This window comes from Brevibacillus halotolerans (genome assembly GCF_026891775.1).
GTDB classification, from domain to species: domain Bacteria; phylum Bacillota; class Bacilli; order Brevibacillales; family Brevibacillaceae; genus Brevibacillus_B; species Brevibacillus_B halotolerans.
Map to the genome: position 1 here is coordinate 194,804 of NZ_JAPTNK010000007.1, position 18,142 is coordinate 212,945.

At 41.1% G+C, this 18,142-nt stretch carries 17 protein-coding genes and 1 riboswitch; of the genes, 5 read left to right on the plus strand and 12 right to left on the minus strand.

From position 1 onward, the window contains the following. Positions 1-44 precede the first annotated feature (44 nt). Entirely contained in the window at positions 45-371 is a 327-nt protein-coding gene (locus O0550_RS11530; protein ID WP_176489388.1) for a sigma-70 family RNA polymerase sigma factor family protein, read from the plus strand. Between the two features lie 62 nt (positions 372-433). Here O0550_RS11530 and O0550_RS11535 read toward each other — a convergent pair whose 3' ends face one another. The 5 genes from O0550_RS11535 to nrdI form a co-directional block, all read right to left on the minus strand. Further along, positions 434-1,390, minus strand: a complete 957-nt coding sequence (locus tag O0550_RS11535) for a bile acid:sodium symporter family protein (RefSeq protein WP_003339409.1) — start codon at positions 1,388-1,390, stop codon at positions 434-436. A gap of 27 nt (positions 1,391-1,417) precedes the next feature. Then, positions 1,418-2,092 carry a GntR family transcriptional regulator gene (locus tag O0550_RS11540; protein ID WP_258426368.1) on the minus strand — a complete coding sequence of 225 codons (675 nt, stop codon included), beginning with the start codon at positions 2,090-2,092 and terminating at the stop codon, positions 1,418-1,420. A 211-nt stretch (positions 2,093-2,303) separates the two neighbouring features. After that, the gene (gene nrdF, locus O0550_RS11545) at positions 2,304-3,296 is read right to left on the minus strand and encodes a class 1b ribonucleoside-diphosphate reductase subunit beta (RefSeq protein WP_003339411.1); all 993 of its coding nucleotides are present in this window, start codon (positions 3,294-3,296) and stop codon (positions 2,304-2,306) included. Between the two features lie 15 nt (positions 3,297-3,311). Continuing rightward, positions 3,312-5,366 carry a class 1b ribonucleoside-diphosphate reductase subunit alpha gene (nrdE, locus tag O0550_RS11550; protein WP_258426386.1) on the minus strand — a complete coding sequence of 685 codons (2,055 nt, stop codon included), beginning with the start codon at positions 5,364-5,366 and terminating at the stop codon, positions 3,312-3,314. Further along, positions 5,332-5,757, minus strand: coding sequence for a class Ib ribonucleoside-diphosphate reductase assembly flavoprotein NrdI (gene nrdI, locus O0550_RS11555; RefSeq protein WP_003337683.1), 426 nt, complete (start codon positions 5,755-5,757; stop codon positions 5,332-5,334). Before nrdI ends, nrdE begins: the two co-directional genes overlap by 35 nt. 199 nt (positions 5,758-5,956) lie before the next feature. Continuing rightward, positions 5,957-6,153, minus strand: a riboswitch (cobalamin riboswitch). A gap of 489 nt (positions 6,154-6,642) precedes the next feature. Here nrdI and xerS point away from each other — a divergent pair. Beyond that, entirely contained in the window at positions 6,643-7,764 is a 1,122-nt protein-coding gene (gene xerS, locus O0550_RS11560; protein ID WP_258426369.1) for a tyrosine recombinase XerS, read from the plus strand. Between the two features lie 169 nt (positions 7,765-7,933). Here the strand turns inward: xerS and abc-f are convergent, their stop codons facing one another. The 5 genes from abc-f to O0550_RS11585 form a co-directional block, all read right to left on the minus strand. After that, positions 7,934-9,985 (minus strand): ribosomal protection-like ABC-F family protein, encoded by a 2,052-nt coding sequence (abc-f, locus tag O0550_RS11565; RefSeq protein ID WP_258426370.1) that lies wholly within the window; start codon positions 9,983-9,985, stop codon positions 7,934-7,936. A 194-nt stretch (positions 9,986-10,179) separates the two neighbouring features. Further along, positions 10,180-10,323, minus strand: coding sequence for a hypothetical protein (locus tag O0550_RS11570; RefSeq protein WP_003337687.1), 144 nt, complete (start codon positions 10,321-10,323; stop codon positions 10,180-10,182). A 109-nt stretch (positions 10,324-10,432) separates the two neighbouring features. After that, positions 10,433-11,230, minus strand: a complete 798-nt coding sequence (locus O0550_RS11575; RefSeq protein WP_258426371.1) for an EcsC family protein — start codon at positions 11,228-11,230, stop codon at positions 10,433-10,435. A 46-nt stretch (positions 11,231-11,276) separates the two neighbouring features. Beyond that, positions 11,277-12,551 carry a M20 family metallo-hydrolase gene (locus O0550_RS11580; RefSeq protein WP_003339417.1) on the minus strand — a complete coding sequence of 425 codons (1,275 nt, stop codon included), beginning with the start codon at positions 12,549-12,551 and terminating at the stop codon, positions 11,277-11,279. A 375-nt stretch (positions 12,552-12,926) separates the two neighbouring features. Continuing rightward, a complete protein-coding gene (locus O0550_RS11585) occupies positions 12,927-13,895 on the minus strand; it encodes a YbgA family protein (protein WP_003339420.1) in 969 nt (322 codons plus the stop codon). Between the two features lie 175 nt (positions 13,896-14,070). On the opposite strand from O0550_RS11585, the gene O0550_RS11590 reads away from it, so the two are divergent. Further along, positions 14,071-14,442 carry a YxeA family protein gene (locus tag O0550_RS11590; RefSeq protein ID WP_003339421.1) on the plus strand — a complete coding sequence of 124 codons (372 nt, stop codon included), beginning with the start codon at positions 14,071-14,073 and terminating at the stop codon, positions 14,440-14,442. Positions 14,443-14,599: 157 nt separating this feature from the next. Here the strand turns inward: O0550_RS11590 and O0550_RS11595 are convergent, their stop codons facing one another. Further along, the gene (locus O0550_RS11595; RefSeq protein WP_181748409.1) at positions 14,600-15,838 is read right to left on the minus strand and encodes an MDR family MFS transporter; all 1,239 of its coding nucleotides are present in this window, start codon (positions 15,836-15,838) and stop codon (positions 14,600-14,602) included. A gap of 99 nt (positions 15,839-15,937) precedes the next feature. Beyond that, on the minus strand, positions 15,938-16,999 hold the full coding sequence (fni, locus tag O0550_RS11600) for a type 2 isopentenyl-diphosphate Delta-isomerase (RefSeq protein WP_068793842.1): 1,062 nt from the start codon (positions 16,997-16,999) through the stop codon (positions 15,938-15,940). Between the two features lie 243 nt (positions 17,000-17,242). Between fni and O0550_RS11605 the strand changes: the two genes are divergently transcribed. Both O0550_RS11605 and O0550_RS11610 read left to right on the plus strand, forming a co-directional pair. After that, positions 17,243-17,425, plus strand: a complete 183-nt coding sequence (locus O0550_RS11605) for a cold-shock protein (RefSeq protein WP_003337697.1) — start codon at positions 17,243-17,245, stop codon at positions 17,423-17,425. A 139-nt stretch (positions 17,426-17,564) separates the two neighbouring features. Further along, positions 17,565-18,044 carry a hypothetical protein gene (locus O0550_RS11610; protein ID WP_003337698.1) on the plus strand — a complete coding sequence of 160 codons (480 nt, stop codon included), beginning with the start codon at positions 17,565-17,567 and terminating at the stop codon, positions 18,042-18,044. The last annotated feature ends 98 nt before the right edge of the window (positions 18,045-18,142 follow it).

Sequence of the window (18,142 nt, forward strand, 5' to 3'; positions counted from 1 at the left end):
TTATCACCGCTTTGTCAAAAGGGAACATTCAAGAAATTACGGATATGTTAGCTGAAAATGTAACCTTACTTGCAGATGGAGGTGGCAAGGTTGTTACTGCTATTAATGAAATCGTGAGTAAGGACCGTGTCGTAACCTTGCTACATGCGATTGCCACCAAGTTTTTTGTTGGTAAAACAGCACAGGTCGTACATGTAAATAATCAAAAAGGCATTCTGATTGTAAAGGATGACAAGCCAATCGGGGTATTTAGTTTTGTTTGGCATCCAACTACGCATAAAATCCGCCAGTTGTTTTATGTGGTAAATCCTGATAAATTCCAAAAGATCGATCTATCTCTACTCTCTGCCCCTCTCTTCACCATCAATTGAAAAATAACAAAAAAAGAGCCTGATCGATCCTTTTTGAGGCAACAATCGGCTCTTCTTTTCCCTTATGTCATTTGGTCCATATCCTCTTCATGCTTCTCTCTCATTCTACTAAAAATAGACGCCAATACAGACCCTGAAATATTATGCCAAACACTAAAAATAGCACTTGGTACTGCTGCTAAAGGAGAAAAATGTGCGGTTGCAATTGCGACTCCCAGCCCAGAGTTCTGCATACCTACCTCCATAGCGACAGCCTTTTGTTTGGCTAGATCCATTCCGCAAAGACGGGCAAACAGGAAGCCCAGCAGAAAACCAAGGACATTATGAAGGACGACAACAGCAAAAATCATCAATCCCGCTGAAGCTAGTTTCTCCTGATTCCCAGCTACTACACCGCAGATAATCATCACTATGGCAACTACCGATACTAGCGGTAATGCTTTCACGCTTGCGGCTGCCTGTCTTGCAAAACACTTTTTCACCAAGAGCCCTAGAATGAGTGGAATGATAACCACCTGAATGATGGAATAAAATAAGGACCAGATATTTATATCGACCCATTTACTTGCAAGTAGCAAAATTAAAAACGGTGTAACAATAGGTGCAAGTAGCGTAGATACAGAAGCGATCGCTACAGCAAGAGCTACGTCTCCTTTTGATAAAAATACCATCACATTAGAAGCAGTACCGCTTGGACAGCACCCTACCAGAATAACACCAACTGCAATTTCTGGTGGCAAATCTAAGACATAAGCTAAGATAAATGCCAATAGCGGCATCACAAGATAATGGCCAATGACACCTAACGTCACATCTTTTGGACGGCGAAATACCTCTTTAAAATCTGACGCTGAAATCGTTAAGCCCATACCGAACATCACGATGCCAAGCAATGGTATTATATAAGCTCCAATCCATGTAAAATGCTTAGGAAATATATAAGCAATTACAGAAAATAACAGAACCCACACGGTAAATGTCTTGCCTGCAAACGAACTGACTCTCTCCACAAATCCCATCATAAAGCCCCCCTGTGATTTCTCTATCTATATTTGCTGCATAAGTGCATATATTTCTCGCATAGGCCTGAGTATATTTTGCTTAATGCTTGTTTCAAGCTTTTCTTTATCCCCAGTTTGTAACGCAAGAATAATGTCCTCATGTTCATGAATGGAAGCCTGATTCATTTCACACGGCTGCTTCAAAAATACATATTTAAAACGACGAATATGATTTTGCAAAGAAACATGAAACTTGCTCAAATACGGATTATCGGCAACATCTGTTATTAGATTATGGAATTGCTCGTCATACTCCATCGCTTGGAAAGGCTGTTCTCTAGCAATCGCTCCTGCAAATTTTTTGTTCCATTCTTGCAATTGTTCGATATGCTGAGGCAAGATGTGCACAGAAGCAAATTCGGCTGCCAGTGCATGTAATGTTGCAAGTGTGGGATAAATTTTTAAGATATCTTCCTTCTCAAGACTGGTCACTCTCGTCTCTTTCCCTGGTTGCATATGGACCAATCCCTGTACTTCAAGTAATTGAAGAGCTTCTCTTACAGGTGTTCTACTCACGTTTAATGCTTCCGCCAGTTGATTGTCCACCAATTTTTCTCCTGGCTCTAGTGTCCCATCTATGATCCATCTTTGAATATGAGAGAAGGCATGGTCTTTGGCTGACACTCGAATAGGTGCTACGTAATTACTAGGAATTGGCATGTCTTCCCTCCTTATTCAATATGTAATATATCGCATACAGCTTGTACATTCAACCGAATTTTCAATCTATTTACACTTCCAAATTATACAAAAGGACCGTAGCTGGGCTTTATCCCAACCACGGTCCTTTTCGTTAGCTTTCCTTTTACAAACTACATAATTTGGTTGTCGCTTGTATGCAAGGCTCGCTGGCCGCTATTAGCATCTCTTATTAGAATGAGGTATCCTTTACGCGCTCGTTCAAGAAATCAAAGTCTTGATCATGGAGCGGCTCCACTTTCCCTTTTTGATAACCGCTTCCTTTTGTGGAAAAGAAGTCATGCGTGCTCGTTTCTGTACGTATCCCGTTTAATACAACAGGGTGAACTTCTTCCTCATCAAAAATCGGTTCGAGCCCAAGGTTCATTAGTGCTTTATTTGCATTATAACGAATATACTTTTTCACTTCATGTGTTAACCCAATGGAATCATAGAGTGTCTCGGTATATTCTAATTCATTTTTGTATAAAGCTTGGAGAAGTTCATCAACAAACACTGTTGCTTGCTCCTGCTCAGACTCTGTTAATCTAGCAAAAACCTCTTGGGCTAGCAAGCCGACAAATACACCATGCACACTTTCATCACGGATAATTAGCTTGATAATTTCACCGCTTGCTACCATTTTCCCTTGACCTGCTAAAAATAGTGGATAGAAGAATCCGGAATAAAACAGGAAGCTCTCCAAAAATACGGAAGCTACCATCGCTTTATACAGGCTCATATCGTCGCCATCTTTGATACCTCTGTAGATTTCATCAATAACTTCTGTTTTATACTGCAGATGTTTATCTTCTTTTACCCACTGGAAAATTTCATGAATCCGCTCAGAACTTGCTACTGTTGTAAAAATAGTGCTGTAGCTCTTCGCGTGAATCTCTTCCATCGCTGCCTGGAAAATTAGAATTGCTTTCTTTTGCTTCTCTTTAACATGCTGGGCAATCATGGGCATGCCAACATTTCCTTGTTCTGTATCAAGCAAGGTTAGCCCACCTAATACCTTCATGTACGTATCTCGTTCATTGTCCGTTAGATTCGTCCATGACTTTAAATCCTTCGAAATTGGAATCTCTGTATCTAGCCAGAACTGAGATGTATTTTGCGTCCATAGCATCTCGGTATACTGGGTTTCCGGTTCATTCCAGTTGACTGCTTCAAATTTAGACATTGCGATGCTCCTCTCTTATACGCTGCAACTAACGCATTCCTCAATGGTTTTTTTCTTTGTACGGGTATAATACAGCGTCTTTAAGCCCTTTTTCTGAGCATAGATATAATACATAGCCAAATCCCGTGTGGTTGCGTCATCTTTTACATACAGAATAGTAGAAATCGCCTGGTCGATATGCACCTGAACTTCTGCTACGAGATCAATCACATTAAACATGTTCATGTCATAAGCTTCTTTGTAGTAGAAGAAATTGTCATCATCTAAGAACGGCATCGGATAAATCGTTTTGGAATCACCATATTCGCGTTCCTCGATACGCTGTGTAATAGGTGCAATAGATGCCGTAGAGGACTGTAGATAAGAGATCGAGCCCGTTGGAGCAATCGCCAACCGATAGGCATGGTAAAGTCCGTGGGTTTGTACCTCATCCTGCAAGCGAGCCCAATCTTCCTTCGTAGGTATATGGTGACCTTCGAACAATTGCTGAACCTTTTCGGTTTTTGGTGAATAATCGTGCTGCTGATAACGTTCGAAATAGCTACCGGATGCATATTCACTGTGCTCGAAATCTTGGAAAGTAGTTCCTCGCTCTTTTGCAATTAGCATAGAACGTTCTAATGAATAAAAATTTAAGATCATAAAGAATGTACGCGAGAAGTCAATCGCTTCTTTTGACTCATAAGGAATCTTATTTTTAGCCAAGTATCCGTGTAGATTCATAGCTCCCAAGCCAACAGAATGAAGCTCTCGGTTTGCCTTTGCCACAGATGGAACGATCGAAATATTTGTACGGTCACTCACCTCTGTCAAAGCATCCATTGCTAGATGAATCGTGTCTCTCATTCTCTTATTCGCCATTACATTTACAATGTTAAGCGAGCCAAGGTTGCACGAGATATCGCGGTTAATAACATCCTCCACCCCATAATCATTAATGGTGGAAACTTCACTAAGCTGAGCGATTTCACTGCACAGATTAGAAAATTTAACTCGGCCAATCTCTTTTAATGCGTGATATTCATTAACATTATCAACATACATAATATATGGGTAACCAGATTCCATCTGGATTTGAGCTAATTTCATGATCAGATCACGCGCGCCGATTTTTTTCTTACGTACACGCGGGTTATTGACCAGCTCGTCGTACATGCTGGTGATGTCCATATCGTCTAAGTGCTGCCCGTACTCTTTGAACACAGTATGAGGATAGAATAAGTACATGTCTTTATCTTTTTCTACTAGCTCAAAGAATTTATTAGGTGTAACAACGCCAAGTGATAAGGTTTTAATTCTGATTTTCTCATCGCTGTTTATTTTTTTGGTATCTAAGAATTCTTGAATGTCGGCATGGAAAATATTGAGATAAACAACCCCACTACCATCGCGTTGACCAAGCTGATTTGCATATGAGAACGCATCCTCAAACAGCTTCATTACAGGAAGAACCCCACTTGCTTTACCATCTAGTCCTTTGATTTGCTCGCCAGCGGCACGGATTTTGCTCAGGTTCAAGCTTACACCGCCGCCAATTTTGCTTAGTTGCAAAGCTGAATTAATAGAGAACCCAATCGAATTCATTGAATCATCTACCTCAAGCAAGAAACAGCTAACTAGCTCCCCGCGACGTTTTTTACCTGCATTCAAGAAGGTAGGAGTAGCAGGCTGATATTCTTGTGAGATTAACAGGTCTGCATATTGCAGTGCTTTTTCGCTATCCCCTTTTGCTAGGAACAAGGAAACTACAGCAATTCGATCCTCGTAACGTTCAAGGAATTTGCTTCCATCGTTCGTTTTCATCGCATAATTATTATAAAACTTGAATGCACTCATGAAGGATGGGAAGCGGAATTTTTTATCATATAAATAGCGATAGACCCGTTCGATATCGGCGAATTCATAGCCTTCAAACACTTCAGCTTCATAGTAGTCATTTTCAATTAAATAGTTAATCTTCTCACGTAAGTTATGGAAAAAGACCGTATTCTGATTTACGAAATCAACGAAATAGCTCTTCGCTGCCTCTAAATCTTTATGAAACTGAAATTTCCCGTCTTTCTTCACCATAATTTCGTTGTTCAACGTGATCCATTGTGGTAGTTGCGTGGACAAAGTGAAATACCTCCTGCTTAAAAGTTTCTACATCTCGTTTGGTACCGCTCAATTCAAATTTCATGACCAATGGTACATTGTATTGTTCGGCTATCTGGTCAGCTGCAAGTCCGTAGCGAGTCCCCCAATTCATGTTCCCGCTAGTTGCAACTCCCTTCATCCATTGAGAGTGTTGCGTTAGAAATTGTCGTGTCGTTTCAGGAACTTGTCCAAATCCCGTTGTATATGTAATCAGAATGAAAGGTTCGTTTATGACGATATCATCGGAAATTTGTATACAGCGAAAATCTAGTTTTTGGACAAAGCGTTTCACATTTCCTGTTTTGGAATCATATACGATCAGCATCGATACACCCCCCTTTCATGTATAAAGGACATAAGATGGTAGCCAAGCTGACTGCTGATAAATGCCGCTTTTTGCCAACATAAAAAGCTCATCCCTTCATGGGTGAGCTTTAAAACGGCACAACAAAGAAAGAATAGCAAAGCAAATAGCCGCTACTATTTAATCCCCGTACCGTTTCAACTTCCCACTCCCCGAAGATGCGAAACTAAGAGAATGGGCAGGTCTACTGACTTGTGTTTCACTTTACTTTGAGCCCTTCCCATATAAGTCGCCTGAGACATGCTTATACAGTGGTTTTGCTCATTTCATCCACACTTACAGTTGCGGGGACAGCTCTGGAATTTCACCAGATTCCCTATTAAGTCGCAAAATGACACCTAATTCTCGGCGGTAAAGTAACTTTTTATCAGTATGTAGTATATAACATTCATATGAGACACTAAATGTAGTCTTGTCACCTAGCATACAATGTTTCTATCAAAAGAGCAAGATACAAAATGCCTACGAGTTAAATTAAAACTCGACTCATAAATTGACAGAAAAACAGGCTAGATTTCATGCAAAACTGCCTCTTTTATATGTTTTTCCAGCTCATAATTACACTCCTATTCTTGTATAACAGAGCATCAGCTCAGACTGTTACAGCATATCTAGTAACGTAACTATTACTGGGAAACTCATAACTAGACCTCGACAAACAGGCGTAGGGGCTAACACAATTAACCATATTTAGCTTGTTTCATAAGAACGAATGTTCTATACTTAAGTAAGCTATCTACATCCCTTACAGATATATCATTGTACCAGTATAAAGTCATTTTGATAACATGTTTATATGTATTTATTTTAATAGACGAAGTTGAGCAAAGGATGGTGGTCATTCTCATGTCTATTACAAAACAACGGGATTCCTTGCAACTCCTTGAGAAAATCCCTTCTTTTCCTTGGTTTGTTGAAAAATATGTGGATCACAAAAGATCAAAGCGCGCTTCGGTCTCCACTTTACTCGGCTACCTACGTGATTTTGAGTTCTTTTTTCGTTGGCTAATGGCAGAGGGACTTTCCACCGCCCAGGAAATGAGCGAAATTACACTCGATGAATTAGAGGGACTACGTAAAGAAACCGTCGAAGCCTATCTTCTCTACTTACAGGACTCTCACTTATTTGAGCGTTCGCTGCTATTAACAAAACCCACTAAAAGTGCAAAAAAGGAATACAGTGATTTGACAATATCTCGCAAGCTGTCAAGTTTAAAATCCCTGTTTTACTATTTATCTGCCCTCTCAGAGGATGAACACGGTGAATCTTACTTGAAGCGAAACGTCATGGCAAAAATTGAGTTACATGTAGAAGAGGTTACACCGCTTGCTCGTGCAAACGCTATCCGCTCTAAGATTTTAATAGATGACCAAATCCAAAAGTTTGTCGATTTTGTATATCATGACTACTTAGATTTTTGTGATACCAAGAAAAAGCTACATTTTCACTATCGAAATCGGGATCGCGATGTAGCCATTATCGCACTAATCCTTTCTGGCGGATTTCGTGTCTCTGAAATTGTTAATTTGAACCTTCAAAATGTGGTCTTGGAAAAAAATCAGGTCTTAATGATTCGAAAAGGCAAAAAAGAGGATGCTCCATTCTTCAGTGATTGGGGTAAGGAATATTTGCTTCGTTATTTGAATACACGCCAAAAGTATCAGCCGCCTGCTCATGAGGACGCTTTATTTCTCACGGTATCGCCTACGAACCCAATCGGACACCGCATCGATCTACGTTCCGTTCAAAAATTAGTAAAAAAATATGGAAGTGCATTCGGAATGCCAGACATCTCTGTACATAAATTACGTCACAGCTTTGCTACCCAATTTTTGCGCTTAAACCCTGATCCTCATCAGCTTCAAGCTCAATTAGGACATTCCAAAATAGATACGACGATGCAATACGCCCATGTACTCGATGATGCATTGAGTCAAGCAGTCAATCGAACAACCAGTAAATTGTAAGGAAATGCCCTTCTTCGTTACATGGAAAAACCTACAACGTCAAAGCTACACCCAATCTTATTCGTTACACGATCCTCCCGTTATGCTAAGACATACAAAAAAACAGGCAGCATCCTTCTTTTTGAAAGATAGCTGCCTGTTCCTATTTACGTACTATGCTGGGTCCAATCTATTCTTCCCCTTGCATGGCGTACCACGTTTCATAGAGCTGTCTGATCTCTTGTTCTTGTGCTTCTAGTTGATTCTGGTAGTGAACTAACTGAACATAGTCATCCTTCGCTTGCTCCATTTCTCGCTGCCACTCCATACATTGCTCCTCTTTTCGAGCGATCTCTGCTTCCAATTGCTGAAGCTTATATGCATTCCCTTTAGAAACTTTCGCTTTAGGGAGAGAATTGCATTGTACCAACTTCTCATTCTCTGTTTGATTTGTTTGAAGTACAAGATCTACCGTTTCAGTCTGGTCACATCGTCCCTTTTGTTCCCGATCAGTATGACTCTGCGTTTTGTCTTGTATCCCTTTTACAATCCTGTCTTTTTGCTTATCCACTCCTATTGTATGATTGTGAACGAATTGGTGCTTTCTGCGCTTTTCTCTCGCTTCCTCATAAGTTCCTTCATAATGGATTAGACGCTGATTATCAATCCAGTAAACGCCATCTACCATTTTTTGCAAGAAATACCGATCATGAGATACGACGAGAAGTGAACCTTGATAGTGAAGCAGGGCCGCCTCTACTGTTTCTCTCGCTTCAATATCTAAATGGTTTGTAGGCTCATCTAGTATAAATAGATTGATGTCTTGCTGCATTAACTGTGCCAGCCTTAGTCGCATCCGCTCCCCACCACTGAGCTGACCCACTTTTTTAAAAACTTGCTCTCCATAAAACAAAAAACCTGCCAGAATATGCCGTGCTTGTGCTTCTGTTACAATGGCGATCTCTCGAAACGCATCAATCACACGCCGATTGGGATCTCCTTCTAAAGCCTGTTGTGATAAATAACCGATCTTTACTTGGCTTCCAAGTGCTATCGTACCTGCATCCGGTTCTAGCTCCCCTAAAATCATTTTAAGGAGCGTAGATTTTCCGCTGCCATTGGAACCAAGCAAAGCTTTCCGCTCCCCATATCGCAAAGTAAAATCCGCTTCTTGTAAGAGACACACATTCCCAAAGGATTTCGTCACATCATTCATTCTTATTACGTCTTGACCGCTTCTCTCTGCCCTGCGAAAATACAAATCCATTTTGTCAGCTTCAAGACGCGGACGTTCGATTTTTTCCATACGTTCCAAAGCCTTCTCCATACTTTTGGCTCGGCGATGAAAGGAATCATTAGGAGGATTCGCTTGGTTTCCCCATTCTCTTAGTCGCTTAATTGCTTCTTTCATTTTCTTGATCTTCTTTTGCTGTTCTTGATAATCCGTGAATTGCCGTAGGAGACGCTCCTCCTTTTCCTGTACATACTGGCTATAGTTCCCTTGATATACTTGCAACTCTCCACTATCCACTTCCCATATACTTTTGGCCACTGCATCCAAGAAATAACGATCATGAGAAATGAGTAAAATAGTCCCAGGATATTCACGTAAGAATTGCTCTAACCATTCCATTGATTCTACATCCAAATGGTTCGTAGGTTCATCTAGTAGGAGAACATCACTTTTTTCGCATAACATTTTTGCCAAGCCAATCTTGGTTTTTTCTCCCCCACTAAGCAAAGAAAAAGGAGTCTCAAGTAGCGACGAGGACAATCGCAGACCATCTACTACCTTCTGAATCCTCGCTTCCACCATATAACCGTCTAATTGCTCAAAGCTATCCTGCAATTGTTGATAACGAAATAATAACTTTTCCTGTTCCTCAATTGATAATTTTTGATATTCATCGATATTCGACATTAGCTCTTGGCACGCTTGCATAGATATTTCTATTTCCTGCACCTTAGCAAAGGCACTTTCAATAACATGACGCCCCGTCCACTCCAGCGGATACACAGGTTGTTGTGGTAAATAGGCAAATGTAGCATCCTTCGCTCGAAAAACAGTTCCTGAATCTGGAGAATCCAAGCCCAGTAATAAGTTGCAAAGGGTGCTTTTTCCAGCACCATTTGGGCCTACAATCCCTATTCTTGACATACGGTTCACTTCGCAAGTAATCTCGGTTATTACCATAGTAGCTCCGAATGATTTTGAAAGAGAGTTAGCAGCAAGAACGATCATGATCTCATTTCCTCCTTGGAAATCAGTCCCTCTCATGCGTTACACAAGCGATAACATACCCCATGAATCATTTCATGCCATTTGGCCCCTACACATTTTTTTGAAAACACAAAAAGCCACAGGCACCTACCTCCTGTAGCATCGTTTTTCCTTCTACTAAATCCAATCAGGATTATGAAAAAGTGAAAGAGAGGTTATGTATGCATGGTACGCGTTAAAGGAAACTGTTCGGTTTTATTAGTAGATTGAAAAATGGACAGACTTCTCCCGTTGTTAACGAAATCATGTGTTTGACTGGACATTTCTACCACAAACCACGCTTGAACAGCTCCTGACATGTACCTGCACCTCCTTTAGTAAACTTTTCCATAGTATAACGGACGTTTTATCACTTGTAAAGCTGATTTTCGATGACTTACCTGCTGCTTGATATCATTCTTTCATTGATTATAGCTTCTCGCCGTTTTGTTCTGCTAGTCTCTGTAGGATTCTTCTTTTCTTGTAGAGCATCTGCCCCGTCATTGCTATGTCCGCAATCTGTGTACGATTCGTAAATGCACCAAAAAACATGCCTACGATCGGGATTAGCTGAAATAGCTTCTTCCACGCCATACTATCCATGTATGTCAAGCTCACCTCACGCCAGCCTTGTAGCTGAGCAATGATTTCTTGATGTTTTTCTCCCTCATCAAAGGCGGATAGCTCTGCTAAAATAGCCTTTTTGCCAACAACATCTGCCGAGGTAAATTGCAAACATTTGATGATAAAAATACGCTCCACCTTATTATGCGGATCAAAACCATATGTAAGTGCCATCTCCTGCAATACTTTTAAGGAGAGCCCTATGATAACTGGTATATCTATCGCAAGTGTAAACATACCGCCAAAGCCTGTGGTAGCCCCTTGAACCATTGCAACATTCGTACGCGATTCCGCTAATTGAAGCGCTACCTGATCCATCTCCTGCAACGATCTCATTTGCACTTGTTCAAGTGTATGTGGTGGGTTGCTAAAACGGCTCCAAACATCTTGATTCCTGATTAGATATTTCCCGCCTGTCTGGATATAGGCCCCCAATTCGTTTAACAAATCACCCACCTTTTCTTTTAAAGACTTCGGGACAGCTCGATCTAAGTATACAAACGGAAGGCGACCTATTTTTTCCCAGAACCATAAATCTTTCTGCTCTTGTTCCCATATCTCAATGCTACGAAACTGCTGTTGCAATTCCTCTACGCTTTCCATGAATTATACCCCTTTCACCACTACACCTCTTGTCTCGCATTCACGATTAGGTAGCTAATCGACAAACCGCCTCATACAGATACTCTACGCCAATACAAATATCTGAAGCATGGGACCACTCGTCAGGATGATGACTAATCCCATCCTTACAACGAACAAATAGCATCCCCATTTGCGTTACCTCAGACAAAATCATCGCATCATGACCTGCCCCACTATGCATCAGTGGCAATTCGTTCTGTCTTCTCAGGCCGATCTGACGAAACATCTGTACAAGTTCAGTCGCGGCATCTGCCTTTTTGATCGCCAACGTATTCTCTAGCTGATACGTTAGCCCGCGTCGCAAGGATATTTCTGAGAGAAGGGCATCTATATCTGTTAAGATATGCAACAACCGTGTTTCATCTATATCTCGAATATCAACTGTAAATGAAACAGAACCCGGAATAACATTGCAAGCACCAGGTTCTACCTCAAAAGTACCCACAGTACCCACCGTAGGCTTGCTACGATCAGAGCTACATATTTTTTCTATTCCTAAAATGGCTTCGGCCGCTGCCATGATCGGGTCGTTGCGCATGCTCATCGGTACTGTACCTGCATGACCAGACTTCCCTATTAATTTGATGGTCAATAATTTCACACCCATGATACTGGTAACAATTCCAACCGGCTCGTTCACTGCTTGTAAATATGGACCCTGTTCAATATGTAGCTCTAAATATGCCTTGATCTCCCCAGAATTCCGTATATTTGATGCATCTTTTAGAGCAGGAAAGCCACACTGCTGAAGAGCTTCTATTCTAGTTACACCCTGATTGTCGCGTCTCATCATATCCTCTGGGGTAAGCTTACCACACATCCCTCTACTCCCAAAAAAACCATCTGAAAAACGAACTCCTTCTTCGTCGCAAAAAGCAACTACTTCAATTGGGTGTTCATGCAAAATCTTATTTTCATGTAAAACCTGAACAACCTCTATTCCCCCAATGACTCCGACCGTGCCATCGAATCTACCACCATTAGGAACCGAATCGATATGAGAACCAAGCATTACAACAGGCGCATATGGATTATTTCCTTCTTTCCTTCCAATTACATTCCCGAAGCAATCCTTGCGAACGCACATTCCTGCTTCTTTCATCCAGCCGGAAACCATACGTTGTGCCACCATATCCTCAGCCGTCAATGCTAATCTAGTAACACCCTGTTCCTGTGTCATACCAATCTCACCTAATTGTCGCAACCTACTGTCAATTCTTTGCTCTTTTATCTGTACGTGTAAGTCAGCAACCTGTTTCTGTTTTTTATAACTGTCCATAACACCAAATCTCCTCTATTTAGATGAAATCGTATGCAGTAGTTAGTAATCTATTATTTCATGGAATTGATTTTTTTACTATCCAGAAAAAGGCGAAAAGCCGATTCCCCTTATAGAACAGGAAAACGGCTTTTTGCATTGATATATTGTTTATTCTCTGTACCTACAAAGACAGGCATGCTATGTTTGCTTGTTCATATGTAATTTCAATAGCAAGACCTTCCTTGACAGTCTTGGCGGCAGCTTCATTACTTTCATCAAACACCATGACATATCCTGGGTTTGCTGTCCGTTTATTTGTCAATGCAAAAATTGTTTGAAATTCCTTATCCTATGGCTTTACCACCTGTTGAACGCCTTGCAAAAGCATTCTTCCTAATAATCTCGTCCCTTCCCGGAATCCCCCAAATCAATTAACTCCTCAGGATAAGGCTCAAAAAAGCGTTGCTGTAACAAATATTCTTGTTCATATCGAAATACCCACGATTTCAACAGACTGGTCATACTACTCAGCGGCAATTTTCGTTCTCGATACCGATGCAATAAATGCTTAAAGTGATCCTTTTCCCTTGTAGAAAGCCTTGTACTAAAATGGCCCATAATATGTTCACAAACATTAATATTGGAGGTATATCGGGCTACACGCTTAAACATGTTAGGTAAAAGGGCAGCATACTCGTTCCAGACCTGTTGCTTCTCTTTTTTCTCATGATTTGCAACAATCTTACCTAATTCTTTTGTAAGTTTTTGATTGTATGCCATAAATAAATATTTATTCTCAGCATGAAATTGAATTAGATTTCGGATAGTAGGGTCCAAGCTCAATTGGCGAAAATACGCTAGTGTGAACAGCTTTGTAAAGAAATGCTCTCGAATGGTAAAGTTCTTTAGCCTACCCTCTTCTTCTATAGCCGCATAAGGAAAATACGTGTTTACCTTCGCACCAAAGAAACCAGGAGCGCTTTCTACAACGGGTGCTTTTTCCCATCCACTATATACTTTGACATCTTTTACACTGCAGCTTGGAGAGCGACTTTTCAGAATAAAACCATCCACTTCTCCTACATTTTGTAAAAAAGCATCGGCAAAACTATTCATCTGCTGACTAAGATCTGCTCGTGTTGAAGGCTGGACGAGCAGATGCTGTTCGCCTTCTTTGATGATTCGAATCGTTTCACGGGGGATACCCAGGCCAATCTCTATTTCGGGACATACAGGTATAAAGGTTACAAAGGGAGCCAAGCTTCGAACGGTTTGATCTGAAAGCACATCTCCATTGTACCGGCACTCTGCAAACTCTAAACATTTACTTACAACAACAATAGGCTTGGTTGTTATCTCCACACTTGCCCCTCCACTTATTGGAAATCTTCTTTATTTTATCCATTTACCTCTACACTATACGAACAGCTCTTTCTTACAGAAGTGTAAGCTGCTTGTAAGCTTGATGCATTTTGTTATATTCATTAACCTAGTAGACTTGTACGCAACACTACTAGGAAAGCTTAGGAGGTATTTTGTGTCTATCAACAAATTTGCAATCATTCTAGCAGCCATTGTAGCTGGTATACTCTTCGTTCTATTTGCCTTGAAAGGTCAATCGGTTATGCTTGATCGCCTCAACCCTATTATTCCAGTCAAGCCTTACTATACGATAGTGCAAACGGACGGTAAAAAACTAAGCGATACACAGTGGGAATATCAATTTGTAGGGTATGATGATGAAGGGCAGCAAAATACGTTTATTATGATTGCTTCTAAAAACCTGCGTAAAGGGGCATATTTAGAGGTTTATGCGAAGGGGTTAAATGGAAAAGGCTGGACGGAGATAACTCCAGCAGGCATTCCTGAAAAAGCACAGATAAAATTAAGTTCCCCTCAAGAGTCTTAAGCATATCGTTCACACAATGTAGAAAACTCTTAGAAGCATTTGCTCTATCCGTAATTTTGGTCTCTATCCTAATGATATAAAAACAGGCTGCTTCCTGCCGGGTTCTTCCTTAGCACGAAACAGCCTATTTTCGTCATATTCATGTTTCCTTTATTGCTTATATTCGATTTCTAAGACTGCCGTATAACGGGCGATCATAACATACATAACAAAGCAGAGGTAACACACAAATAGCAATCATCACGTACAGCATAAAGACTGGTGAAAAGCTTTCGTATAAAAGCCCCCCGATGAATGGACCGATCATCCGCCCGGCAGTCGCAGCACCACTCACAGCCCCTTGGAACAATCCCTCTTTACCGGTAATCGAAAGCTCTGCCGCCGCGGCTGGCACTGCTGGCCATAAAAGCATTTCTCCTAAAGTCACAATTATCATACCGCACACAAAATGACTATACGCCTGATCAAATGCTAAAACACCCATTCCACAAACAAAGATAAACAATCCACCGATCATTTGAGAACGAAGATTAGATAAATAATGACGTGTGACGTAAGCGCACAACGGCTGGGCTAAAATGATCAATGCTCCGTTAATCGTCCACAATAAACTATATTGAGATAATGAGTATCCTAATTTTGTCATGTAAGAGGATAGATTGGTTGACCATTGCACATAAGGAATCCAGGTTATCGCAAAGCCTAAACACAGAATTAATAAGGATAGACCTGAGGGTGTTTTCCAGATAGAGGTCTCATTATTGGAAGCCTTATTAGTAGCTTTCTCTGTCTTTCTTTGCAGATTTCTAGCAGCAGTCTCTGCCGCAATCTTCTTTAAATCTAGGCCGAAGCCAATAACAGCTAAAAAGATCAAATTCGTTGCACCATTTACTAAAAAAACAAACATAAACGATACACTAGCAACCACTCCACCCAGCGCAGAGCCAACTGCTACACCTAAATTTTGCGACAAATATAACAAGTTAAATGCGCGTCGTCCCCCCTCAGGCCAAATACTTCCGGCCATTGCATTGAGGACCGGGAACACCATGCTATTGCTAAAGCCAAGTACGCCCATCATACAAACATAAAATGGCCATACGCGAAAAAAAGCGAGTGAGGTAACACAGGCAGCCGAGATAAGCACCCCAGCAAAAATGGTTTTTATGCCGCCTATCTTGTCATGCAGAATGCCACCTGCCATACTCCCGATAATTCCCATGCCAGCGTGGAGCATCAGGACGAGTCCAGCTACCGTTGCTGGTTTCCCCAATATTTGAGTGATATAAATATTATTTAGCGGCCAAATAAAAGACATCCCCGTTACATTAATAATGGCCCCAATCGCCAAAATCCACAAGGTTCGAGGATAGGTGGATAACATTTTGGATAACACGGTCGCACTCCCCTCTCATGCTGTCACAATCTGCCGAAACAAGTTAATGAATACAACCAAATAAAATAGCAGAAGACCTCGTCTTGGTCAATTCATTTTTCATCGTTTACTCCGATTGATTTTTGCTTCAGCCTTTGACAAGAGGCGATCTGTAGCTGACAGACCTTCAATTGTTGCTACACCTATTCCAAACATCGCTGCACGGCACTCAAACTCAACTCGCTCCATAAGTGCTACAACCTCCTCAACTGATGTTGTAGCCGCTTCAAGTAACGCACGACCCAATCCAACCAAATCTGCTCCCAAAGCAATCGCTTTCGCCGCTTCGACTCCGTTATAAATTCCTCCACTTCCGATTAAAGGGAAGAAAGGAAGCTCTTCTCGAATGGTTTGTAAAGAAACAGATGTTGGAATCCCCCAATCTCGAAATGCTTCTGCGGCCATTTGCTTCATGGGTTCATGAGATCGATGCTTTTCCACCTCAATCCAAGAGGTTCCACCTGCTCCTGCTACATCAATAAAGGAAACTCCAGCATCCACAAGCCGTCTAGCTGTTTGTGAATCGATCCCAAAGCCTACCTCTTTTACTCCGATGGGAATTTGACTTGCCTTACAAACCTGCTCAATTTTGGGCAAAAGATGCCTAAAATCCTGATCACCTTCAGGTTGAAAAATCTCCTGCATACTATTTACGTGTAATACCAGTGCATCAGCTTCAACAAGCTCTACACAGCGAAGACATTCCTTTACGGTATAGCCATAATTTAATTGAACAGCCCCTAGATTTGCGATGATTGGAATAGACGGGGCATATTCTCTGACTTTAAAAGTTCGAGCAAGCTCTTCGCTTTCTAATGCTGCACGTACGGAGCCAAGCCCCATAGCCCAGCCTCTAGCCTCTGCCGCAATCGCAAGCTTGGTATTTATTTGCTGAGCATTCTTCGTCCCACCTGTCATGGAGCTTACAAGAAAAGGGGTTCCCATATGTTTTCCTAAGAAAGTCGTATGTAACGAAACATCAGCAAAATGAATCTCTGGAAGGGCCGCATGTAAAAAATGATATTGCTCTAGACCTGTGGTCAGTCGATTAGATACCTCTTTATGTAAACAAATCTCAATATGCTCTGATTTACGTTTTTCAATCTCTGACGGATGCGTCACTAACAATCACCTTCCTGCATGTCATTCTATGTCTAATCCTGCATTGCCATACTCCATTCTACTACTCTAATTCTATCTTGTAAAAAAATAAGCTTCCTGTCAGAAAAAACATTTTGCCTTGTTGCCTAACTTTTCAACGTAGTAAGACTTGTACTTCTTTCTTCATTTCTGAATAAAAAGACCTCTGGAAGGTTTAGGATAAACAGCATAGAGTTTCGAAATGAAGCTTGGAGGTGTTTTGCAATGTACTATTCTCGCAAACAAGAAGAGCCGGTAGAAGATGTGGAAACCTCAATCTGGGCATGTACCAAAGATGATTGCATCTGCTGGATGAGAGAAAACTTATCCTTTGACGAAATACCGGTTTGTCCGATCTGCAGCTCCTCTATGGTTAAGGATTCTAAAATGCTCCCCCCTATTGCTTAAGCGTTGTTCATGGGAAGCGTGTCTCATCAAAGAGAGGCAGGCTTCCTTTTCTCTATGATTTCATCCACAGGAAGCTTATGGTATACTTTTTCTTGATATGTATAGTATATCTTGAAGATATAGAACCACGGAGGATTGCATGCTAACTTTTGAACAAAAAAAAGCGATTATTGAATCGTTCCCAGAACTAACAAAAAAAGAGGTCTCATTAGGACGCTTAAACTATCATTTTGAGGGAAGTCTACATGACAAAAAGATTGTGGTAAATCACCTTCACCCAAATGGAAATGGCTTTGTCTATGCGGGTCACCTGCCGAAAAAAAAGACTGGCCCAAAAGGTATGGTCAATATCCGCGATTATTCCGAGGAGCAGTTGCGCAGCTTAATCGCTGACTCCATCGCGTATCTATCAACAGAACAAGAAGCAAACGACAACACCTTGGATTCAGTTGATCCTATTGAAGAGATTTGGGTAAACCAAAAAGGCGATACGCTACGATTGGTACAGGAGGATGAATTGTTTAACATCTATACAGGAAACAATCTGGAGGATTCCTATAACTCCTATAAAGGTGCAGTAACGTATTTGCAAAGTGAAGACTTTACACGCCAAGAATAGGGTTGAAGACTCTTAATGAAGGACTTGTTCTTCCATTCAACGTCTTGATCAGATTCGATTTTTTTAAGAGCAAAAAAGCTTTCCACGAAAGATATCTG